The following is a 21,631-nucleotide window of genomic DNA, read 5'->3' as shown; positions in this document are numbered from 1 at the left end:
GTGCATAGCCCTGACGCCGCCGAGGCGCTCATCACCCCATCCGCGCGGCGCCGGACTTGCGTCAACGCCACTGAGGCGATCGTGGCGAGATCCCTCCGTTCGATATGCCGGCAGAGAGAACTGTTCCTCGGATCGTTCGTTCCGTGGTCACCAAATTGCAATCCAATTAAGTCGATTTTTACTTTGCCGCGCCAATGTATCGCCAGTCGGTTGTTTAGTCCCGCGTCTCCGACGGCGTCACATGAGTCAGGTTAGTTGAGTCATGGTTGTGTCGCGTAGCGGGGCGTCTGCAAGGGCGCCCCGCACTCAATTTGAATACGAGCCCGAGAGCCAGATCATCGTCGGCGACTGCATCGCCGAGATGGAGAAGCTCCCGGCAAAGTCGGTCGATCTGGTGTTCGCCGATCCGCCGTACAATCTGCAGCTCAAAGGTGCGCTGAAGCGTCCCGACGAATCGGAAGTCGACGCCGTCGACGACGATTGGGACAAATTCGCGTCGTTCGCCGCCTACGACAATTTCACCCGCGCTTGGCTGCTCGCCGCGCGCCGGATCATGAAGCCGTCGGCGACGCTGTGGGTGATCGGCTCCTACCACAACATCTTCCGCGTCGGCGCGATCATGCAGGACCTCGGGTTCTGGCTGCTCAACGATATCGTCTGGCGCAAGTCCAATCCGATGCCCAATTTCCGTGGCCGTCGTTTCACCAATGCGCACGAGACCATGATCTGGGCGGCGCGCGACGAGAACGCCAAAGGCTACACCTTCAACTACGATGCGCTGAAGGCCGCCAACGAGGACGTTCAGGCCCGCTCGGACTGGCTGATTCCGCTGTGCACCGGCGAAGAGCGGCTGAAGGGCAAGGACGGCAAGAAGGTGCACCCGACGCAGAAGCCCGAACAGCTTCTGGCGCGCGTGCTGCTGAGTTCGTCGCGGCCCGGCGATCTGGTGGTCGATCCGTTCAACGGCACCGGCACGACGGGGGCCGTCGCCAAGCGTTTGCGCCGCAACTACATCGGCTTCGAACGCGACCGGACCTACGCCGAGGCGGCACGGGCGCGAATCGACGCGATCGAACCGCTGCCCGACGATACTCTGAAGCCGTTCCTCACCGCACGCGATGCGCCGCGGGTGGCGTTCTCCGAACTGATCGAGCGTGGCATGATTTCGCCCGGCGCGCGCCTCGTCGATTCGAAGAAGCGGCACGGCGCGCTGGTGCGCGCCGACGGAGCGATCATGCTCGGCGACAAGGTCGGATCGATTCACCGGATCGGCGCCATGGCGCAGGGGTCCGAAGCCTGCAACGGCTGGACGTTCTGGCACGTGGAGACCAGCAAGGGGCTCCGGCTGATCGACGAGCTTCGCACCGAGATCCGCAACACGATGATCGCGTGACGAATCAGAGCCGAGGTTCTGATCGAATCAGACCCGAAGCTCTGTTTTGTCTCGACGCGCGCTCCTGACGCGAACCGCTATCAACTTCGCTGGAAAACGCTTCAGCTTCCGCCGATGAACCGTCCGATTCGGTACTTCGGCAGCAACGCGTCTGCTTCGGGCGAGTGCTTACGGCCCTTGGTCTTGGTGTCGTAAGCCTCGGTCGCTTCCTTGCCGCACCACGGCTCGATGATGCTCGGCCGCGACGGATGATCCGGCAGATAAGCTGCCAGGTCGTACACGCCGCCGCGAATCGCCATCCAGCAATCGTCGGGCGTGGCGTGCCGAGCAAGTTCGGCTCCCCCGATCTCGCGCTCGGCCGCGACCGCCGCTTGATCGGCCGGCGCCATCAGATTGCCGATCCAGAGCCCGGCGACCGCAATCCAGAACACGGCGGTCGAAACGTAGAACAGCTTGCGCATCATCTGAACTCGAAATTCTCGTAGTGAACATGCCGGGCGGCGACGCCGCGCGCGGCGAGCACCGATTTCAGTGCGGCGACCAGACCGGGCGGTCCGCACAGATAGCATTCGATTCCTGACAATCGGCTGGCGTCGGGGAGCAGCTTATCGAGGTCGGGCAGATCGTCGCCGGTGGCGGCGCAGTGCAGCGTCAGATTCGGCTCCGCGCTTGCGGCCGCTCGCAATTCCGGCAGGAACGCGGCGTCGGCCTCGGTCCGGTACAGATACAGCAACCGGGTCGGCTGCAACAGCGGACCTGCATTCAACACCGCCATGAACGGGGTGACGCCGATACCGCCCGCGATCCAGAGCTGCGGTCCCGCATCGCGCGGTTCGATCAGGCCGCCGAAGCCACCGATCACCCGTGCCGCCACCCCGGCTTCGATCGCCAGCATCTTGCTGGTACAATCACCGAGCGCCTTGATGGCAAGATGCAGTTCATTCCCGGCGCGAATCGCGCTGACAGTGAACGGATGAAACTCACCGCAGCCGCGGTAGCGACGGCCGTCTCCGAACTCGACCAGCACGAACTGCCCCGGAAACACGATCGCCGGTTCGCCGAGCGGCCGCAGCGCAATCTCGACCGAGCGTTCGGCAAGGGGGCGCGCCGATGTCACAAGATACGGCCGTGCCCCGAGCCCGAGATCGCCGCGGATCAGGCGCCAACCAAGGATCGCCCCGGCGACCGCGAGGATCGGCACAACCGGTTCGTCAATGCCGAGCAGGATCAGATGCACCAACCCGATCAGCACGCCGAGGCCGAGCAACGCATGCAGCCAGCGCCAGGTGCCGTAGCGGATATGCCGGACGAAGGTGGTGGCGAGCCCCACCATCAACAGAAGCAGCCCGAGCCAGCCGGACCACACCTGCCAGCTCTCGGTCGACGGCGACAGCGTCTGCCAGGCGACCTTCGGCGACGACGACCAGTTGTTGGCGGCAAGCGCCAGCGGATGCAGCAACAGCAGCACGTAGGCGGCGACGCCGGTCACGTGGTGCCAGCGATACATCCGCTCCAGCCCGCCGAGCCAGGCGGCGAGCCGCGGCTCGCGCAGCATCAGCAGCAGGCTGACCAGCAGCAATCCACAGCCGAGCCAGCCGGTGACGATTCCGGCGACGCGGAGCGGCGCGAGGCCTTCGGGAAAGGCCCAGACCGCGAACCCAACAGGCACCGCCAAGGTCAGCAGCGGAATCGACCAGCGCCGCGATGCTGAACCGGCGGTCGACACGGGCTCAATCCGCCCGAGATTTGAGATGATCACAGAAGTCGCGACCGCCTCCTGGTAAGTCGAGACCACGCTCGCGCGCCCGTTGCACCATCAGAGCGTGGTGGCCGGCACGATAAGCCTCGCAGGCGGCGTAGTCGGTAAACCCGCGGACCCGGGCCTGATGCGCGATCCGCTCCTGCGGCGACATCAGCATCCAGCCACGGGTGTTGCCTTCGTCGGCACGCCACGGCGCGGCACCCGCTGGGGCTGCGCTCAGCACTAATCCGGACAGACTGATCATCACGGCGGCATGGGCCGCCGAGCGGATGCAGAGCATGATCGTCATCCCGCTGCGCTGCGATGCCGCAGCTTAGCGCGACCGCGACGGTTGTGAAGATGATTCACGTCAAGCAGAGGGGGAGATTGGCGGGCGCCCTCCCTCCCTCCGTCATTGCGCTCGCAATGACGAGGACAGGTCAGTGTGCGAAGCAGTTACTTCTTGTCGGTCTTCTTCGCCGCCTCGCGGGCGTCCTTGATCGCCTGCTTGAACAACGCGGCGTCCAGCACGCCGGGAACCCGGAAGCGACCGATGATGAACGACGGAGTTCCCTGGAATCCGAACGCCTTAGCCTGGGCGTCGTTGCGCTTGAGGATCGCCTCGATCGCGGCGCGGTTGGCGTCGAGATCCCGGGTCGCGCGACCGACATCGACGCCGCCGCCCTCGAGCGATGCCTTCAGCGTCGCGTCGATGAGCTTGGATGGCGCGCCGATCAGTGCCTGGTGCGCCTCCAGAAACTTGCCCTGGTACTTGGCGGCGAGCACCATCTTCGCGGCATCCACCGAGACGCCGCCGAAGATCGGCCAGTCCTTCAGCACCAGCCTGATCCGGCCGTCGTCATTGACGACCTGCATCAGGTCCGGAGCCACTTTCTTGCAGTATGAGCAGCGATAATCCGACCATTCGACGATGGTGATGTCGCCGTTGGGATTGCCGGCGACCGGAATTTCCGCATCGTACAGCACCGCGTTGGTCGACAGCACGTCCTCGGAGTCGGGAACGACCGGCGCGCCCCAGGCTGCGGCCGCAGCCAGGCCGGGGGCGAGCGCCAGCGTCGCCGTCAGGGCCGACCGTCGCGTGATCATCATCGGTTCCAATCCTCAGGTCCGACCCCGGATCCAAGGGTCGGCTCACTTGTGCCTCGGATCGGACCGCGGCGCCATCACTTTGCCGTGGCCGGTGGCGGGCTCGGCGATTTGTCACGCAGAACGATGTAGATCGCCGGAATCACCAGCACCGTCAGCAGCGTCGACGACGCGAGGCCGAACAGCAGCGAGATCGCCAGCCCCTGGAAGATCGGGTCGAGCAGGATCGTCGCCGCACCGATCATCGCCGCCAGCGCGGTCAGCAGGATCGGCTTGAACCGCACCGCGCCGGCTTCGAGCACGACCTCGCGCAACGTCTTGCCGGCGCCGCCGGAATGGCGGATGAAATCGACCAGCAGGATCGAGTTTCGCACGATGATGCCGGCGAGCGCGATGAAGCCGATCATCGATGTGGCGGTGAACGGCGCGCCGAACAGCCAGTGACCGATCAGGATTCCGATCAGCGTCAGCGGGATCGGCGTCAGGATCACCAGCGGCAGCTTGAAGCTCTTGAACTGCGCCACCACCAGCACGTAGATGCCGAGGATCGCCGCGCCGAACGCCGCACCCATGTCGCGGAACGTCACCCAGGTGATCTCCCACTCGCCGTCCCACAACAGCGTCGGGCTGGATTCGTCCGACGGCTGGCCGTGCAGGCTGATCGCCGGCTTCGGCAGCTTGCCCCAGTCGTGGGTGTCGATCAGCTTGGCGACGTCGAGCATGCCGTACAGCGGCGCCTCGAACTTGCCGGCGAGCTCGGCCATCACCATGTCGGCGAACCGGCCGTCGCGGCGGAAGATCATCGGCGAGCCGACTTCCTTGCTGGCGTTCACCAGTTGGCCGAGTTCGACCACCGTCTTGGCGCCGGGCAGCGAATTCGCCGGGACCGGCGTCGAGGCCAGCGCCTCGTTCCATTCGAGGTCGCGCTTCGGCAGCCCGACCGTGATGGCGATCGGATTGCGGCCCTCGCCGCGATGCGAGTAGCCGATCGAGGTGCCGCCGAACAGCGCCTGGATGGTGTCGTAGACGTCCTTCTGCTCGACGCCGAAGAACTCCAGCCGGTCCTGATCGATCGACAGCCGCAGCCGGGGCCGCGGCTCGCCGATCGAATTGTCGACGTCGACGATGAAAGGCACCTGCTTGAAGATCTTCTCGACCTCGGCGGTCACCGCGCGGCGGGTGGCGGCGTCGGGGCCGTAGATCTCCGCCAGCAGCGTCGACAGCACCGGCGGACCGGGCGGCACCTCGACCACCTTGAGGCTGGCGCCTTCCGGCAGCTTCAACGCGGTCAAGCGTTCGCGCAGGTCGAGCGCAATGGCGTGGCTGGCGCGGCTGCGCTCGCCGCGCTCTTTCAGGTTCACCTGCAACTCGCCGAGTTCGGGCCGTTCGCGCAAGTAATAATGCCGCACCAGGCCGTTGAAATTGAACGGTGCCGGCGTGCCGGCGAAGGTCTGCACCGAGGTGATCTCGGGCAGGCCGCGGGCGATGTCGGCGGCGGCGAACAGCGTGCGCTCGGTATCCTCCAGCGTCGCGCCCTCGGGCAGATCGAGGATCACCGCGATCTCGCTCTTGTTGTCGAACGGCAGCAGCTTGACCGTGACCGACTTGGTGTAGAACAGCGTCATCGACAGCAGCGTCGCGATACCCACCCCGAGCAGGAAGATCCACGACGCGCGCTTGCTGGCGACGATCGGCGTGGCGAGCCGGCGATACAGCCGGCCGAGCCGGCCTTCGTCGTGGTCGCCGTGCGAAGCCACCGCGGCGCCCTGCTTCGGCGCCAGCTTCAGCATCAGCCACGGCGCCACCATCATGGCGACGAAGAACGAGAACAGCATCGCGGCCGAGGCGTTGGCGGGGATCGGCGCCATATACGGCCCCATCAGTCCGGACACGAACAGCATCGGCAGCAGCGCGGCGACCACGGTCAGGGTCGCGATCACGGTCGGATTGCCGACCTCGGCCACCGCCTCGATGGTGGCCTGCAGCCGAGGCCGACCGTCCTTCATCCCCCAGTGCCGGGCGATGTTCTCGACCACCACGATGGCATCGTCGACCAGGATGCCGATCGAGAAGATCAGCGCGAACAGGCTGACGCGGTTGATGGTGTAGCCCATCAGGTTGGCGGCGAACAGCGTCAGCAGAATCGTCGTCGGGATCACCACCGCGGTGACGATCGCCTCGCGCCAGCCGATCGCGATCGCGATCAGCACCACGATCGAGATTGTGGCGAGGCCGAGATGGAACAGCAGCTCGTTGGCCTTCTCGTTGGCGGTCTCGCCGTAGTCGCGGGTGATGGTGACGGCGACGTCCTTGGGGATCAGCGAGCCTTGCAGCGTCGCCAGCCGCGCCTTGATGTCGTGCGACACTACCACGGCGTTGGCGCCGGCGCGCTTGGCGAGCGCCAGCGTCACCGCCGGCACGCGGTCCCATTTGCCGCTCGCGTCGCGGGCGTCGTTCCACACCCGGTGCTCGGCCATGTTCGGTCCGATGATCACCGAGGCGACGTCCTTGACGTAGACCGGACGATTGTCGCGGGTCGAGATCAGCAACAGCCCGATGTCGGGAATCCCCATCAGGGTCTGGCCGGCGGAGACGCTGCGCATCGTGCCGGCATCACGCACATTGCCGGCGAGGAACGAGCGGTTGGCGTCCTTCACCTTGGCGACGAGTTGCTGCAGCGTGACGCCGTACAGCGACAGCTTTTCCGGATCGGGCTCGACCCGGATCTGCTGCGCGCCGCCGCCGGAGATGTAGGTCAGGCCGATGCTGTCGACCTTCATCAGCTCGGAGCGCAGCTTGTCGGCGACTTCGTACAGATCCTTGTCGGTCCAGCGCGCCGCGGCTTCCGGCTTCGGCGACAGCGTCAGCACGGTGACGGCGACGTCGTTGATGCCTCGGCCGACGATCAGCGGCTCGGGAATGCCGACCGGGATGCTGCCGATATTGGCGCGGATCTTCTCGTGCACCCGCAGGATCGCGTCTTCGGCCTTGGTACCGACCAGGAATCGCGCGGTGACCATCACGCGGTCGTCTTCGGTCTGGCTGTAGACGTGCTCGACGCCGTCGATGCCCTTGACGATCGCTTCCAGCGGCTTGGTCACCAGCTCGACGGCATCCGGCGCGCGCAGGCCGTCGGCGTTGATGCGGATGTCGACCATCGGCACGCTGATCTGTGGCTCCTCTTCGCGCGGGATCGCGGCGAGCGCGATCAGCCCGGCGATCAGCGACGCCAGCAGGAACAGCGGAGTCAGCGGCGACCGGATGGTGGCCTTGGTCAGATGGCCCGAAATTCCCAGATTCACGGCTGCACCAGTCTGTCGCCATTGCGCAGACCCGAGAGAATCTCGAGTCCGTCGGGCATTGCTTGGGTCGGGTGTTCGCGGCCGCGCTGCACCGGCACCGCCACGGTCTTGCCGGGCTCGCCGACATGGACGTAGTCGATGCCGAATTCGGTGCTGACGAAACTGGCCGGGATCACGAACGCGTCGCGCTCGCCCCCCGAGATCCACACCCGCAGCCGATCGCCGACGAAATATTGCGGCAGCCCCTCGACGCTGGCGTCCGCCACCACACGCCCGTCCTCGATCTGCGGATACACCAGCTCGACCGTCCCGAACTTGGCGACGTGATCGCCGAACTCGCTGCCGTCGACGCGGATCTTGTCGCCGGCCTTGAGGAAACGGGCGTGCCGCTCCGGCACCCGCAGCCGCAGCTTGTAGTGCTGCTGCGCCACGGTGACGATCGGATCGCCCTGCAGCACCACCGAGCCGACGGTGATCATCTTCTTGAGGACGCGGCCGTCGTCGGGGGCCAGCACCTGGCCTTCCTTGAACTGCTGCTGCACCACCGACCGCTCCGCAGTCTTGGCGCGCAGATTGTTCTCGGCGACGTTGAGCGCGGTGCGGGCTTCGTCGAGCTTGGTGCGCGGCAGCGTGCCGCGCTCGACCAGACCGCTGGTGCGGTCGTAGTCGATTTGCGCCTGGCTCGCCTGGGCCTGCAGCGCCTGGATCTGCGCGTCGAGCGAATTCATCTGCAGCGTCAGCTTGTCGTCGCCGATCGTCGCGATTTCCTGGCCGGCCTTGACGCTGTCGCCCTCGCGGACCTTCAGCGCCACCACGGTGCCGCCGATCCGGCTGCGCGCCGGCACCACGCTGATGCTCTCGACGGTCGCGAACACCGCCTTCTCGTCGGAGATCCTGGTCCCCGCCACCGTCAGAGTGCCAGCCGCATTCGCCACCCCGACGCCCCACAGCATCGCGGCGATCACACCGCCCGTCGTCCATCCGCCCATTCGCATGTCATGCCCTTGCAGGTTTGCGACCCGTCTTCTCCAGCGGCTGACCGGGACAGTACACCCGATACAGCGTCGTCAGGAGTTCACGCGCCGGTTCGCTGGCGATCGAATAGAAGATCGACTGGGCGTCGCGCCGCGCCGACACCAGCCCGTCTTTGCGTAGCAGCGCGAGATGCTGCGACACCGTCGAATCGCGCAGGCCGATCACCTCGGCGAGCTCGCCGACCGAGCGCTCGCCACCGATCAACTGGCAGATGATCAGCAGCCGGTGCCGGTTCGACAGCGCCTTGAAGAGCTCGCTCGCCTCGTCGGCGGCGGCCATCATGGGATCGACCTTTATTTTCATAGTTGCGTATATACGATTATTCGAATATATCGTCAATACGAATTCCGAAACGGGCCGTACGGCGGCCCGGGCAATGGAGAAAGGGGCAGTTCATGAATCTCGATCAGACCGTACTCGCGTTCGCCGGCACAGTCGTGCTCGTCAGCCTGGCTCTCGGCTGGCTGGTCAGCCCGTATTGGCTGCTGCTGACGGCGTTCGCCGGCGTCAACATGATCCAGGCGTCGTTCACCGGATTCTGCCCGGCGGCGATCGTGTTCAAGAAGCTTGGCCGACCGGCCGGCAACGCGTTTTCGTAAGCGCGCGGCGCATCAAGCGCGTCATTGCCGAGCGTAGTCCCGGCAATCCATCATCAAGAGAATCGCTCCGTCATTGCGAGCGAAGTACAGCAATCCAGGAGCGCCGACCACGGGGCCCTGGATTGCCTGGACGCGGAGCCTGTGCCCGGACGGCGCGAAGCGCCGATCCGGCTGCTCCTCGCGATGACCAATCGAGAGGCGACCGCCTGAGTCTGCCTCAGGCCGCCCGGCCGCAATTGCAGTTGCAGCCGCCTTCTTCTTCCTCGTCGTCGTGATCGTGCGGCGCGGCCGGCGCCAGCGATCCGGCGAGGTAGTTCTGGATCGCGGTGACCGGATCGGTCTCCGAGGTGGTGATGGCGACCACGCCGCGCGCCGCCATCCGGCTGAGGAACCCGGGGCCGGCGCTGCCGGCGATCACCACGCTGACCTTGTCGAGCGGATGCGCACCGTCTTCCTTGAATTCATGGATCGACATCTCCTTCGGCAGGTCGAGCCGGTCGACCTCCTGCGGCGGGCGGCACGGCGCCGCATCGAACACCAGAAAACGGCGGCTTTTGCCGGCGTGGCCGGTCACGGTGCGGAAGTTCTGGCTGGCGACTGCGATCAACATGACTGGAGCTTTCGGGAACTGTGAGTGGGTAAGCAGTCGCTCCAGCGGCTTCGACAACGCCGGGCGCGCAGGAACGACCGATGGATCGTCATTGCCGGGCTTGCCCCGGCAATCCATCCTCTTCGCGCGAACTCTCAAGGCGCGCTGACGCGCGCGATGGATGCGCGGGTCGAGCCCGCGCATGACGAGTTCTACAGGGGCGCCGCCGCGCTCAGGTCTCGCCGATCACGATCTTGGCGTCGCCGTCGAATTTGTACGGCACCAGCGCGAGGTTGAGCGGCGCCGGCCCGAGCCTGATGCGACCGGAAGAGTCGTATTGCGAGCCGTGGCACTGACAGAACCAGCCGTCATAGTTGCCCTGGTGCTCGGTGGGGATGCAGCCGAGGTGGGTGCAGATCGCCGACACCACCAGCCACTGCTCCTTGCCCGGCTTGACGCGTTCCGAATCCGGCTGCGGATCCCGCATGCTCCGCCAATCCGCCGTCTGCGCCGACTCGATTTCCTTCGGCGTGCGGTGATTGATGAAGATCGGCTGGCCACGCCAGAACACCTTGATCACTTGGCCTTCGGCGACCGGAGCGAGATCGACTTCCAGCGGGAAGCCGGCCGCAACCGTGCCTGCATCGGGATTGAGTTGCGAGATGAACGGCCACACCAGGGCGGCGGTGCCGACCGTGGCCAGAGCACCTGTGGCCAGGTACAACACGTCACGTCGGTTCGGTTGTTCAGACGTCATTGCGGTCATTTTCGTCTCCTGAAGAGTGACGCGGTGCCGGATTGCTGGTTGGGCACCTGGTCGAATGCGTCGTCCAATTGGCGAGAGTCACCCCTCGCCTGCGTTTTGCGAAGCTCGCCGGCGGCGCGAGCGAGAATCGCAACAAGCTCTGCTTCGTTGTCCGGGTCTTTTGCGATCTGGCGGATCGCGACCTCGCGGAGGTTGTCGAGCGCAGCGCGCAGCAGCGGCGGCAGATCGCCGGCCTCCGGAGCGCCCTCGCCGTTCTGTTGCCGCATCATCTCGCCGAAGCTGGCGAGGCGATCGAACACCGCCTCGGCGAGCGCGCGATTGGCGGCGAGATGATCGCGCCCCTCGTCGGTGGCGACATAGAGTTTCTTGGCGCCTTCAGGCTGGGCAACGACGTGGCCGGTCTCTTCGAGATAGGTCAGGGTCGGATACACCACGCCCGGACTGGGCGCGTACCAGCCGGCGGTTTTCTCCTCGATCACCTTGATGATGTCGTAGCCGTGGCGCGGCTGCTCGGCGATCAGCGCCAGCGCGATCAGCTTGAGGTCGCCTTGCGCCAGCATCCGTCCGGCGCGCGTCATCTCCCCGCCGATGCCGCGCCCGCCCATACCGCGGCGCCCCCAGCGGCAGCCCGGCATTCCGAACCCGCATCGTCGCGGGCCATTGTCGACGCCGTCCATGACGACCTCCTGAAAGATATATCTTACGTAGTGACGACCCCGACCCAAGTAAAGATATATCTTTGGCGCCGAGATCAGTTTTGACGTGCCTATCGAAGAACGGTGTCTAGCTACTTATCCCATTCAAGACCCGGTGGTTTTCCGATACTGACCGTTGATCCAAATCAAACTTAGAACCGGCCCAAAATATATCGTCCGCTCACATTCAAATGTTCCCCCGACATTTGAGGCCCGGATGGCGCGCCCTGCGCCCGGCTCGGGCGGAGGCCGAAAAGGCCCGGCAAGGACAGGAGAAGATCATGATCAAGGTTGCGGTTGTGCTGTGGATCATCGGCGGGGCGACCCTCGCCGGCATGATGATGGTCGCGGTGCTGGTGGTGCCGAGCCTGGCCGAACAGGCAATGCGCTGGATTCCGATCGCGGTCGGCTGCGGCTTCGTCATCGCCATGCCGATCTCGTTCCTGGTCGCCCGCAAGATCGCAAGCCCCTCGGTCCGCTGAACGATTCGGGCCGGGACGCTGGCGCGAGCGTCTCGATCCCGCCTGGCAGATCCCGCATGATTTCGCCCGGAGACGGCCTCCCCCTCTCCGGGGACGAAGCTCCAGCGAAAGCCCTCCCATGACAGATACCAATATCGAAGGGCCGCTCTATGCGGCCCGCAAGAAGGTCTATCCGCAGGCTGTTCATGGCCGATTCCGCCGGATCAAATGGGCGCTGCTGGCTATCACGCTGTCGATCTACTACTTCACGCCGTTCCTGCGCTGGAATCGCGGCCCCGGCCTGCCTGATCAGGCGGTGCTGATCGATCTGCCCGCCCGGCGGTTCTATTTCTTCTTCATCGAGCTGTGGCCGCAGGAAGTCTACTACTTCACCGGCCTGCTGATCATCGCCGCACTGGTGCTGTTCCTGATGAACGCGCTCGCCGGCCGGGTGTGGTGCGGCTATCTGTGTCCGCAGACGGTGTGGACCGATCTGTTCTACGCGGTCGAGCGGCTGGTCGAAGGCGACCGCCGCGACCGGATCGCCAAGGACAGGCACGGCCTGACCATGCGCAGGGTCGGCGAGATCGCGCTCAAGCACTTCATCTGGCTGATGATCGCATGGTGGACCGGCGGCGCCTGGGTGCTGTACTTCGCCGACGCGCCGACGCTGGTGAAGGAGCTGGTCACCTTCCAGGCGCCGATGGTCGCCTATGTCTGGATCGGCATCCTCACCTTCACCACCTACACGCTGGCCGGCTTCATGCGTGAGCAGGTGTGCATCTACATGTGCCCGTGGCCGCGCATCCAGGCGGCGCTGACCGACGAATGGGCGCTCAACGTCACCTATCGCTACGATCGCGGCGAGCCGCGGATGTCTGTGAAGAAGGCCGAGGTCGTCCGTGCCCACGGCGAAATCGCCGGCGACTGCATCGATTGCCACCAATGCGTCAATGTCTGCCCGACCGGAGTCGACATCCGCCAGGGCCTGCAGCTCGGCTGCGTGCAATGCGGCCTGTGCATCGACGCCTGCAACACGGTGATGAAGCAGGTCGGCCGGCCGCCGGACCTGATCGCCTACGACACCGATCTCAACATCCAGCGCCGTCTCGACGGAAAGTCTTCGGTGTATCGGCCGGTCCGCGCCCGCACCCTGATGTATTCCGGGCTGATCGTGCTGGTCGCCGCCGTGATGGTCTATGCGCTGGCGACCCGCGGCTCACTCGATCTCAATGTGCTGCACGAACGCAATCCGCTGTTCGTGACGCTGTCCGACGGCAGCGTGCGCAACGACTACACCGTGCGGCTGCTCAACAAGCGCCCGACCGCGCGCGTGTTGCAGGTGTCGGTGAGCGGCGTGCCGGGCGCGCGGCTGCAGGCGGTCGGCCTCGATCCCGACGCCAAGGACCGCCTCGACGTCGAAGTGGGGCAGGACCAAACTCGCGAATTGCGGGTATCGGTACTGGTGCCGAGCAACGAGGTGCCGAGCAAATCGATCAACATCACGTTCGAGGTCAAAGACCCGCAGACCGGCGAGACGGCGACCTCGGTCGACCACTTCGTCCCGCCGACATCGAACTGATCGCTGCTGCGCGGGGCGGATCACACCGTCCCGCGCAGCAGATTCGAAAGACCCTGGTAGAGCAGCGCCACCGACACCACGAACAGCAACGTATAGGCGATCCGGTAGAACAGGTCGGTCGGCGTCCGTTTCACCAGCCAGATCCCGGCCATATTGGCGGCGGCTGCGAGCGGCAGCAGCGCCAGCGAGGTGCCGAGATTGGCCGGGGTGAACTGCCCCAGCAGGAAATACGGACCGATCTTCAGCGCATTGACGATCGCAAAGAAGATCGTGGTGGTGCCGACCAGCACCAGCTTCGGCAGGAGCTGCGGCAGCATGTAGACCTGATACGGCGGGCCGCCGCCTTGCGTCATGAACGAGGTGAAGCCGGACACCGTGCCCCAGAACACGCCGGCCGCATCCGACAGCTTCACCGCCGACGCCCTTGGCCGCAGCCAGACGTTGAGCACGAACGCCAGCCCGACGCCTCCGACGATCAGCCGCACCGCATCGTCCGACACGATCGAGGCGGTCCACCAGGCGATCCCCATTCCGAGCACCGCGCCGGGCAACATCACCTTCAAACTGCGCGCGTCCCAATGGCGCCGATAGACGTAGAGCGAAATCAGATCCTGGGTGATCAGCACCGGCAGCAACAATCCGGCCGCCTCGAGCGGCGGCAGATACAGCGCCAGCAGCGGGGTCGCCGCGATGCCGACGCCGGAGAAGCCTCCTTTCGCGAGTCCGAGCAGGAACACGGCGGGGATTGCGACGGCGTAGAACCAGGGATCGAGGATGATTGACAAGTGGGCACTCTCGGGTGGCCGACGCGCCGCGCGGAGCGCGGAGCAGTCCCGCTGTATAGGTCAAAGCTCGCCCGTGCCACCCCGGTCTGTCGACGCGCGAGCTGCGCGCAGCAGAGAAGGTCCGGCGCGGCCGGGGAAACTCTCAGTTCCTCCCGCACGGCGAGAAATCGGCTGCACGGCGCCGTTTGGAACGGCGCCACGGACGCCGCGTTGGCGCCTCAGCAAGCGAGGATGACCGCCATGCGTGGAAAGAAGTCGGCAACTCGGGCAGTCCAGGCCACGATCAAGAGACTGACCGCGCAGACCCGCACAGTATCGCGTTTGGCGGCAATCGCCAGCCACGCCATGATGGGCGCCGCGATCGGGCTTGGCTTTGCCTTCGTGGCGATGTGGTCGCCGAACTTCGGCGTCACCCCGGCGCTGCTCAGCCTCCCCGAACACAGGGTATTCGATTTTGCCCTGACATCGGCTTTCGGCTTCGCGATCGTCGCAGCGCTCACCGGCCTCGCATTGGGCGAGGCCGACGAAAGCTGAGCATCAGGCCGCGGACCGCGCCGTCGCCGACTCGACCGCGAAGTCGAGCCGCAACGGGCTGCGGAAGGTCGACGATGGCATCCAGTTGAGGTGCTGCTCGGTGCGAGTGTAGTCCGGCACCACCTTGTGGAATTCGTCGAACGCGATTTTGATCGCCATCCGGGCGATTGCCGATCCGAGGCAGGCGTGCACGCCGCCGCCGAAGCCGAGATGGCCTTTCGGCTTGCGCTTGAGATCGTAGACGTCGGGATTGGGGAATTGCCGCTCGTCGCGGTTGGCCGAGCCGTAAGCCAGGCAGACGAAGTCACCGGCCTTCATGGTGACACCGTGCAGCGTCAGGTCGCTTTGCAGGCAGCGTTTGAACCGCTGCGCAGAAGTGTTGAAGCGGAGCGACTCCTCGACCGCGTCCGGCAGCAGCGCCGGATCGGCGACCACGGCACGGCGGAGGTCGCCGAAATCGGCGAGGTTCAGCGCCAGCATGCTCATGAATCCGCCGAGCGACTCGATGCCGGCCATGATCAGTGTCGTGGTGGTGAGCAACACCTCCCGTTCGTCGAGCCGGTCGCCGTCGATCTCGGCCATGCTGAAATGCGAGATCAGATCGTTCTTCGGCTCGGCGCGGCGCTGCGCGATCACGCTCGATGCGTAGTCCTGCATCCAGGCGTAGGCGGCCAGATGCTCCGGCCCCTTGGCGCGGCTCACCGGATCGCTCTGCACCATCAGCACCGCCTTGTCGCGCACGGTCTGCTCGTCGCCGATCGGCAAGCCGAGCGCCGCGAACAGCACCCGCACGGTGAATTTGGACGAAAAGTCGCTGATGAAGTCGAACTGCTCGCGGCCGCGCAGTGCTTCAGCGGCGTCACGCGCGATCTCGCGCATCGGATCGGCAAGGGCTTCGAGATTGCGCTTCATGAAGGCGTGCTGCACCAGGCCGCGCAGCCGATCGTGGCGCGGCGGATCGGTGGTGCCGAGCGTCGCGCCGGCGCGGTTCGGCAGCTCGGTCATCAGGTTGCCCTTCGCCGAGGAAAACACCTGCCAGTTGGTGCCGGCGCCGGCGACGTCGATATAGCGGGACAGAATCCACATCTGCGCCGCATCGCTCCAGAACACCGGGTACTCGTCGCGCAGCGTCCTGTAGAGCGGGAACGGGTCGGCATCGACGACGGGCGAATACGGATCGAAGCTGAACATCGGGCGAATCCTCGGGAGTTGCGGTGGTGTTTTGTTTGTTGCGACGGCGTCATCAAGAGCAGCAGCCTCATCCTGATGAGCCCCGGCGCAGCCGGGGCGTCTCGAAATGCGCCACGGGTACGGGGCGAGACCGCGACTCGCGACCTCATGGTTCGAGACGGCGCTTCGCGCCTCCTCACCATGAGCAACTTGGACACTTCACCATCGTCATCGTCACGCCGCCCGCGCCAGCTTCGGCCGGTTCTCGATCAGCATGATTCCCGACGCGGTGTTGGAGATCGGCAGGTGATAATTGCGGTGCAGCTCGTGGACGTCGCCGAGAAGGGCGCCGCGCATCGCGACCCAGTTCATCACCTCGACGCCCTGGCTACCGGCGAGCTCGACCAGCTCGTGCGGGTCGATGCCGAGCAGGCTCTCGATATCCCCGGTCATCGCATCCATGCAGCGGCGGTCGAACGCGGTGTTGATGAAGCCGGCGCGCTGGCCTTCGAGCTGATGCGACAGCCCGCCGGTGCCGATCACCACCACTTTCAGGTCTTCCGGATAGCTCTCGATCGCGCGGCCGATCGCCTGGCCGAGCTTGAAGCAGCGCCGCAGCGACGGCAGCGGATGCTGCACGGTGTTGACCACCACCGGCACGGTCGGAATATCGTGGGCGCGGCCGCGCAGGAACAGCTCCATCGGCAGGCTGTAGGCGTGGTCGACCAGCATCTCCTGGCAGGTGACGGGGTCGAATTCGGATTCCACCAGCGTCTCGATGATGTGCCACGACAATTTGGTGTCGCCCTTGAACGGCGCCATCACCGGGATGCCCCAGCCTTCGTCGTCGTTGCGATACTCCGGCGCAGCGCCGATCGCGAAGGTTGGCATCTTGTCGAGGAAGAAGTTGAGGCCGTGGTCGTTGTAGATCACCACCGCGGCGTCGGGCTTGGCGGCGTCGAGCCAGCGGCACGGCGCGTCGAAGCCGTCGAAGAACGGCGCCCAGTAAGGATCCTTCTGCAGGCCCTTGGCCATCGCCCCGCCGATCGCGGGGACGTGCGAAGCGGCCAGGCCGCCGATGATCGTCGCCATGTTGATGCCCCCTCAGTTGTCACGCGCCGCCAGCAGCTTCGCCTTGAACTGCTCGACCGTCATGCCGGTCTGCAGCGCGCCGATATCCTGCATGTTGAGGCCGAGGATGCCGGCGAATTTGGCGAGGTAGTAGGCGTTGCCGCCCTCGTCGAGCAGCTTGAGCAGATCGCGCTTGAGCAGTGCATCGGTCTGCGCCGCGGTGAGGCCGTAGCGCGCGCAATAAGCGGCCTCGTCGCGCACGAAAGCGGCGCGGTTGGCGGCGTCGTTGAAGGAGAAGCACATCTTGTTGAGGGCGTAGCCCTTCTGTGCGGCTTCAGGCCCGAAGATCGGCGTCCCGAAGATCTCGCGCTTGGCGCGCCCGGCGCCAGCCGCCACTGCCTGACTCATGGCATCCCCTGATGACGTTTCCTGTATGCAGCCTTGCGGCCAAATTTCGCGAACGATAGGCGGCGGCAGGAGGGCTCGATTGACTTGAATCAAATGTCAGGACAATCCCGACAACGAACGACCCAGACAAACGACGATCAGAGGCGCGATACACCCCGCAGCCATCGACGCAACCGTTGCAGCATCGACGGCGTCGGCTCGGGGTCGATGGCATCGGAAGGCTGCTCGAACGCCAAAGACGGCGCTTCGGCGAGGTCGGTGACGACCTCGTGCTCGGTCGGCAGCGGGCTGGTCGGGCAGCGCGGCGGAGGCACCGCTGCAGGCGTGGCCGGAGCCGCGCCTGGGAGCAGGCCCGCAGCTTCCAGAGCCAGCGGCCCGACCTGCGTCAGGAACGCCTGTTCGTAGCTGCGCGACAGCCGCAGGATCGCCTCGTCGAGTCCGAGCCAATCGACCGCACGAATGTCCTTCATCAGCGGCAGCGTCTGCTCCGCCTCCGCTTCCATCCGCCAGAAATGCACCACCTTGGAGCGGCCGCCGGAATCATAAACCAGGGTGCCGATGAACTCGTGCACCGCGACGACATGGCCGGTCTCTTCGAGCACTTCGCGCTCTGCGGCCTGACGCGCCGTCTCGCCGTGATCGAGCTTGCCCTTTGGCAGCACCCAGTCGTTGCGCTTGCGCATCCGGACGACCGCGAACAGCGGGTCATTGCCGCGCCGCAACACGATTCCGCCTGCTGCCAGCACCGGAGTCCGCAATCTATCGCCTCTCGTCGTCGGGAAATCGACCTCCACCATATAGGGATCGCGCAGCCGCCAAGCGAGGCACGACAACGTGCGGCCGCTTCAAAACTCCATAGGTTTCCGGCGGACCGGCTACGGCGCGGGCGGCGGAGTGACCACCGGATAGCTGCGGTCCGGAGTCAGGACGCAGCGGTACACCCGCCTGCTACGGGTCTGCCATGCTTCGACGATTCGGCCGCAATTGGTGCAATGCAGATTGCCCGGCTCACCGTCGAGCGTTTCGGATTCGGCACAGCGATACAGCGCGCCGCACTCACATTCCACGTCGGACAGTCTCATCGCTTCATCCCTGATACTCGCCAGCGGCGGTTTCCGCCGTCGTGATTTGCTATCATAGGTCGCAATGCTGACGTCGTTGTGTCAGCGCGTCACTGACGCCGGACAATTCCGCCTGATGGACGGGGTCGAGCACCGGCTGGCAGTCCGCTGCCCGGTCGGGATAGAATTACCGCGGCGCTGTCAACAGCCGCCGGACGATCGCGGAAGCAACCGCGGCGTTCCAACGACCGACGAGGAAATCCCCATGACGTTCTGGCCCGAGGCCGGCACCGGCGGCGCGCTGTGCCGCGAAACTCACTACGACGGCCGCTCGATGCTGTGTTTCTCCGAGCGCCCCGCCCATCTGGCGGCGATGTTCGACGATCTGGTCGCAAGGTTCGGCGACCGCCCGGCGATCGTCGACGACCGCGCGCTCAGCTACCGCGAACTTGATCTGCTGGTTCGCAGCATTGCGGCCGCGCTGACGGAACTCGGCATCGGCAAAGGTGATCGCGTCGCGCTGTTCCTCGGCAATTGCTGGGAATTCCTGGCAGTAACGCTCGCCTGCAACAGGCTCGGCGTCCTGGTGGTGCCGATCGGCATCCGGCAGCGCCGCGCCGAACTGGAGTTTCTGTTGTATAACAGCGGCGCCAAGGTCGTGGTGTTCGAGGCCGAGCTGGCCGAGGAAATCCCGGCAGCCGCCGAGGTGCCGCAGCTCGTGCATCGCTTCGTCGCGCATGGAACCGCCGAGGGCGCGCGGCCATTCGAGGATCTGCTCGCCGCCGATCCGGCGAACGCACCGCTCGCAGAAATGCACGAAGACGACACCGCAGTGATCCTCTACACCTCGGGCACCACCGGCAAGCCCAAGGGCGCCGAGCTGACGCATCTCAGCATCCTGCATTCGTCCTACGCATTCGCCCGCGCGCACGAGCTGACCGAACAGGATCGCGGCCTGGTCGCGGTGCCGCTGTCGCATGTGACCGGTCTCGTCGGCGTATCCTATGCGACGATCGCGGCCGGCGGCTGCGTCGTGCTGATGCGGCAGGCGTTCAAGACTGCCGACTTTCTCGCGCTGGCGAGCCGCGAGCGGATCACCTGGTCGATCCTGGTGCCGGCGATCTACACGCTCGCCGTGATGCACCCCGACTTCGCGCATTACGACCTGTCGGCGTGGCGGATCGGCTGCTTCGGCGGCGCGCCGATGCCGGTGCCGACCATCGAGTTGCTGAGCAAGCGGCTGCCGAACCTGCAGCTCCGCAACGCCTATGGGGCGACCGAAACCACCTCGCCGACCACGATCATGCCGCAGGCCTGTTGGCGCGATCACATGGACAGCGTCGGCCAGGTGATTCCGTACGCGGATGTCCGCGTGCTCGACGCCGACGACAACGAAGTCGCACCCGGCGAGCCGGGCGAACTCCTGATCGCCGGCCCGATGGTGGTGCCACGCTATTGGCAGCGGCCCGACGCCAACGCCAAGGAATTCGTGAACGGCTATTGGCGCAGCGGCGACATCGGCTCAATCGACCAGGACGGCTTCGTCCGGGTGTTCGACCGCAAGAAGGACATGATCAACCGCGGCGGCTTCAAGATCTTCTCCGCCGAAGTCGAGAACGTGATCTGCGGCATCGACGGCGTGCTGGAAACTGCGATCATCGGCACGCCCGACCCGGTGCTCGGCGAACGCGTCAACGCCATCGTGGTGACGAGTGAGGGCGTCAGCCTGAACGAGCGCGACGTCGCCGCCTGGTGTGCGGCGCGGATGTCGGACTACAAGGTGCCGGAGAGCATCATCATCCGCACCGATCCGCTCCCGCGCAACGCCAACGGCAAGATCCAGAAGACGGTGCTGCGCGAGACGATCGCGGATCGGGCGGCGAGTTACGCGAGGTCGTAGTTCACGAAGCGAAAGAGCTAGGCGTCGCGTAAATAGGAACCGTCATGCGCGGAGTTAGCGCACCCTCGCCCCAGCGGCAGCGCAACCTCTCCCGCTTGCGGGAGAGGTCGACGCGCGAAGCGCGGCGGGTGAGGGCACTCCTCTCCGCGAGTGGCAAACTCACTGCCCGGGAGGCCCTCACCCCAGCCCTCTCCCGCAAGCGGGAGAGGGAGCGCGCTTCGCTTGTGGAACAGCGCGACCCTGCAGCTAATTATTACTTCGCCGGCGTGATCCGCACCTGCACGTCGCGCGGCTTGGCAGTGTAGGGCGCCGATGTCACCAGCACCTGCGCGCCGGCCTCGGCATAGGCCGCGGCGTTGCCGGCGTTGACGCCGCCGGCGACCGCGACAACCGGACGCGACGGCCGCGGGGCGAGCTGCTGCACCAATGCTGCGACGTCGGCGGGCGCGAATTTCTCGAGCTGCAGCACGTCGAACCCGGCCTCGGTCGCGGCGAGCGCCGCCTCGATCGACGACACTTCGGTGATCAGCTTCTTTTCGGGGAGCGTGGCGCGGAGACGAGCCACCGTCGCCGCCAGCGGCTCGTCGAGAAAGCCGCGATGCTCGCCGAACACCAGCACGGTTTCGGACAGGCCGAGCCGATGCATGGTGGCGCCGCCGGCCTTCACGGCGGCGACAGCGAACCGTTTGGTGCCGGGCGTGTTCTTGCGGGTGCAGGCGACCGCAATGCTCGGCGAGACCGCGCGCGCCGCCTCGACGATATCGCGCGCCGTGGTGGCGACGCCGGACCAGATCTCGATCAGCGTCTGCGCCACCTTCCAGCTTCGCAGCAGGCCCGAGGCGCTGCCGCGGGCGGTCAGGATCGGCGCGCCCGCCGCCAGCCGGCTGCCCGACGAGGCGGCCAGTTCGACCTCGCAGCCGCACAGCCGGATGATCGCGGCGGCGTCTTCGGCGAGCGCCAGCACCATCGGGTCGCGGGCGGCGAATTGCATCACGCCGGGCGCAGCGCCGATGCCCAGCGCCTCGGTGGTCAGATCGCCGCAAGGCACGTCGTCGTCGAGCAGGCGCTCCAGTTCGGCAGTGGTGGCGGCGGTCATACAGCAGGTCTCCGATATGGTCGTTCGGCGCATTTGACGCGCGGGATTTCCGGCGCAACATCTCCGCTTCGGACCGTTATGTCCATGACTATACAACGCTGTCGGGTTTGCGACCAACGCCCCCAGCCGCGGCGGCGGAGCGAAACGATCGACAAATCAACCACATAGCAATCAACAACGCCGGCCGGGCAACCGGCACGGCGCTTGCTCACCTAACGACGAGCACACCGACTGGAGGGTGCAGGGATGACGGACGGCAGCGCAGAGGCTCCGCGGATCGCCGCGATCATCTATCGCGGCGAGGACGCCGTCGACACGCTGCTGGCCGAGTTTGCC

Annotated in this window: 22 protein-coding genes and 1 pseudogene; 6 read left to right on the top strand and 17 right to left on the bottom strand. The window is 65.8% G+C overall.

Annotated elements, in window-relative coordinates; genetic code table 11:
• The first annotated feature begins 262 nt into the window (after positions 1 to 262).
• Positions 263 to 1,393: a site-specific DNA-methyltransferase gene (locus DU475_RS16755; RefSeq protein WP_013500967.1), complete on the top strand. Its 1,131-nt coding sequence runs from the start codon at positions 263 to 265 to the stop codon at positions 1,391 to 1,393.
• Between the two features lie 101 nt (positions 1,394 to 1,494).
• On the opposite strand, the gene DU475_RS16750 is transcribed toward DU475_RS16755, so the two are convergent.
• The 7 genes from DU475_RS16750 to DU475_RS16720 form a co-directional block, all read right to left on the bottom strand.
• Complete coding sequence (locus DU475_RS16750) at positions 1,495 to 1,857, bottom strand: cytochrome b5 domain-containing protein (protein ID WP_164632771.1); 363 nt, start codon at positions 1,855 to 1,857, stop codon at positions 1,495 to 1,497.
• Positions 1,854 to 3,119 carry a ferric reductase-like transmembrane domain-containing protein gene (locus DU475_RS16745; RefSeq protein WP_142881934.1) on the bottom strand — a complete coding sequence of 422 codons (1,266 nt, stop codon included), beginning with the start codon at positions 3,117 to 3,119 and terminating at the stop codon, positions 1,854 to 1,856. The genes DU475_RS16750 and DU475_RS16745 overlap by 4 nt, the downstream gene beginning before the upstream one ends.
• Positions 3,120 to 3,123: 4 nt before the next feature.
• On the bottom strand, positions 3,124 to 3,435 hold the full coding sequence (locus DU475_RS16740) for a hypothetical protein (protein WP_142881933.1): 312 nt from the start codon (positions 3,433 to 3,435) through the stop codon (positions 3,124 to 3,126).
• A gap of 155 nt (positions 3,436 to 3,590) precedes the next feature.
• Positions 3,591 to 4,244 (bottom strand): DsbA family protein, encoded by a 654-nt coding sequence (locus DU475_RS16735; RefSeq protein WP_164632770.1) that lies wholly within the window; start codon positions 4,242 to 4,244, stop codon positions 3,591 to 3,593.
• Positions 4,245 to 4,318: 74 nt separating this feature from the next.
• Positions 4,319 to 7,543: an efflux RND transporter permease subunit gene (locus tag DU475_RS16730; protein WP_164632769.1), complete on the bottom strand. Its 3,225-nt coding sequence runs from the start codon at positions 7,541 to 7,543 to the stop codon at positions 4,319 to 4,321.
• On the bottom strand, positions 7,540 to 8,538 hold the full coding sequence (locus DU475_RS16725; RefSeq protein ID WP_164632768.1) for an efflux RND transporter periplasmic adaptor subunit: 999 nt from the start codon (positions 8,536 to 8,538) through the stop codon (positions 7,540 to 7,542). Before DU475_RS16725 ends, DU475_RS16730 begins: the two co-directional genes overlap by 4 nt.
• A 1-nt stretch (position 8,539) precedes the next feature.
• The gene (locus tag DU475_RS16720) at positions 8,540 to 8,860 is read right to left on the bottom strand and encodes an ArsR/SmtB family transcription factor (protein ID WP_246700343.1); all 321 of its coding nucleotides are present in this window, start codon (positions 8,858 to 8,860) and stop codon (positions 8,540 to 8,542) included.
• A 113-nt stretch (positions 8,861 to 8,973) separates the two neighbouring features.
• Here DU475_RS16720 and DU475_RS16715 point away from each other — a divergent pair, with 113 nt between their 5' ends.
• Positions 8,974 to 9,177 carry a YgaP family membrane protein gene (locus DU475_RS16715; RefSeq protein ID WP_013500959.1) on the top strand — a complete coding sequence of 68 codons (204 nt, stop codon included), beginning with the start codon at positions 8,974 to 8,976 and terminating at the stop codon, positions 9,175 to 9,177.
• A gap of 217 nt (positions 9,178 to 9,394) precedes the next feature.
• Here DU475_RS16715 and DU475_RS16710 read toward each other — a convergent pair whose 3' ends face one another.
• From DU475_RS16710 to DU475_RS16700, 3 genes and pseudogenes are all read right to left on the bottom strand, one after another.
• The gene (locus DU475_RS16710; RefSeq protein ID WP_013500958.1) at positions 9,395 to 9,787 is read right to left on the bottom strand and encodes a NifB/NifX family molybdenum-iron cluster-binding protein; all 393 of its coding nucleotides are present in this window, start codon (positions 9,785 to 9,787) and stop codon (positions 9,395 to 9,397) included.
• Between the two features lie 211 nt (positions 9,788 to 9,998).
• On the bottom strand, positions 9,999 to 10,532 hold the full coding sequence (petA, locus tag DU475_RS16705; protein ID WP_013500957.1) for a ubiquinol-cytochrome c reductase iron-sulfur subunit: 534 nt from the start codon (positions 10,530 to 10,532) through the stop codon (positions 9,999 to 10,001).
• 92 nt (positions 10,533 to 10,624) lie between these two features.
• Positions 10,625 to 11,209 (bottom strand): annotated as a pseudogene (locus DU475_RS16700) (PadR family transcriptional regulator); the annotation flags it as partial.
• Between the two features lie 299 nt (positions 11,210 to 11,508).
• On the opposite strand from DU475_RS16700, the gene DU475_RS16695 reads away from it, so the two are divergent.
• Both DU475_RS16695 and ccoG read left to right on the top strand, forming a co-directional pair.
• Complete coding sequence (locus DU475_RS16695; RefSeq protein WP_013500955.1) at positions 11,509 to 11,709, top strand: hypothetical protein; 201 nt, start codon at positions 11,509 to 11,511, stop codon at positions 11,707 to 11,709.
• A 118-nt stretch (positions 11,710 to 11,827) separates the two neighbouring features.
• Positions 11,828 to 13,270, top strand: a complete 1,443-nt coding sequence (gene ccoG / locus DU475_RS16690) for a cytochrome c oxidase accessory protein CcoG (protein ID WP_164632766.1) — start codon at positions 11,828 to 11,830, stop codon at positions 13,268 to 13,270.
• Between the two features lie 20 nt (positions 13,271 to 13,290).
• Here ccoG and DU475_RS16685 read toward each other — a convergent pair whose 3' ends face one another.
• Positions 13,291 to 14,055 (bottom strand): sulfite exporter TauE/SafE family protein, encoded by a 765-nt coding sequence (locus DU475_RS16685; RefSeq protein WP_013500953.1) that lies wholly within the window; start codon positions 14,053 to 14,055, stop codon positions 13,291 to 13,293.
• A gap of 240 nt (positions 14,056 to 14,295) precedes the next feature.
• Here DU475_RS16685 and DU475_RS16680 point away from each other — a divergent pair, with 240 nt between their 5' ends.
• Positions 14,296 to 14,589, top strand: coding sequence for a hypothetical protein (locus DU475_RS16680; RefSeq protein ID WP_142881927.1), 294 nt, complete (start codon positions 14,296 to 14,298; stop codon positions 14,587 to 14,589).
• Positions 14,590 to 14,592: 3 nt separating this feature from the next.
• On the opposite strand, the gene DU475_RS16675 is transcribed toward DU475_RS16680, so the two are convergent.
• The 5 genes from DU475_RS16675 to DU475_RS16655 all read right to left on the bottom strand — a co-directional run bounded on the left by DU475_RS16675 (position 14,593) and on the right by DU475_RS16655 (position 18,320).
• A complete protein-coding gene (locus tag DU475_RS16675; RefSeq protein ID WP_164632765.1) occupies positions 14,593 to 15,780 on the bottom strand; it encodes a cytochrome P450 in 1,188 nt (395 codons plus the stop codon).
• A gap of 213 nt (positions 15,781 to 15,993) precedes the next feature.
• Entirely contained in the window at positions 15,994 to 16,851 is an 858-nt protein-coding gene (locus DU475_RS16670; protein WP_047307728.1) for a class III extradiol dioxygenase family protein, read from the bottom strand.
• Positions 16,852 to 16,863: 12 nt separating this feature from the next.
• On the bottom strand, positions 16,864 to 17,238 hold the full coding sequence (locus DU475_RS16665; protein WP_013500949.1) for a protocatechuate 4,5-dioxygenase subunit alpha: 375 nt from the start codon (positions 17,236 to 17,238) through the stop codon (positions 16,864 to 16,866).
• A 137-nt stretch (positions 17,239 to 17,375) separates the two neighbouring features.
• Entirely contained in the window at positions 17,376 to 18,035 is a 660-nt protein-coding gene (locus tag DU475_RS16660) for an NUDIX hydrolase (protein ID WP_164632764.1), read from the bottom strand.
• Between the two features lie 78 nt (positions 18,036 to 18,113).
• Entirely contained in the window at positions 18,114 to 18,320 is a 207-nt protein-coding gene (locus DU475_RS16655; RefSeq protein ID WP_013500947.1) for a hypothetical protein, read from the bottom strand.
• A gap of 244 nt (positions 18,321 to 18,564) precedes the next feature.
• Between DU475_RS16655 and DU475_RS16650 the strand changes: the two genes are divergently transcribed.
• Positions 18,565 to 20,199: a class I adenylate-forming enzyme family protein gene (locus DU475_RS16650; RefSeq protein WP_164632763.1), complete on the top strand. Its 1,635-nt coding sequence runs from the start codon at positions 18,565 to 18,567 to the stop codon at positions 20,197 to 20,199.
• A gap of 253 nt (positions 20,200 to 20,452) precedes the next feature.
• On the opposite strand, the gene modD is transcribed toward DU475_RS16650, so the two are convergent.
• A complete protein-coding gene (modD, locus tag DU475_RS16645) occupies positions 20,453 to 21,295 on the bottom strand; it encodes a ModD protein (protein ID WP_013500944.1) in 843 nt (280 codons plus the stop codon).
• Positions 21,296 to 21,631: the final 336 nt, after the last annotated feature.

Source organism: Rhodopseudomonas sp. WA056, assembly GCF_010906995.1.
Taxonomy (GTDB): Bacteria; Pseudomonadota; Alphaproteobacteria; order Rhizobiales; family Xanthobacteraceae; genus Rhodopseudomonas; species Rhodopseudomonas palustris_G.
This window is presented reverse-complemented; position numbering and strand designations above follow the sequence as displayed.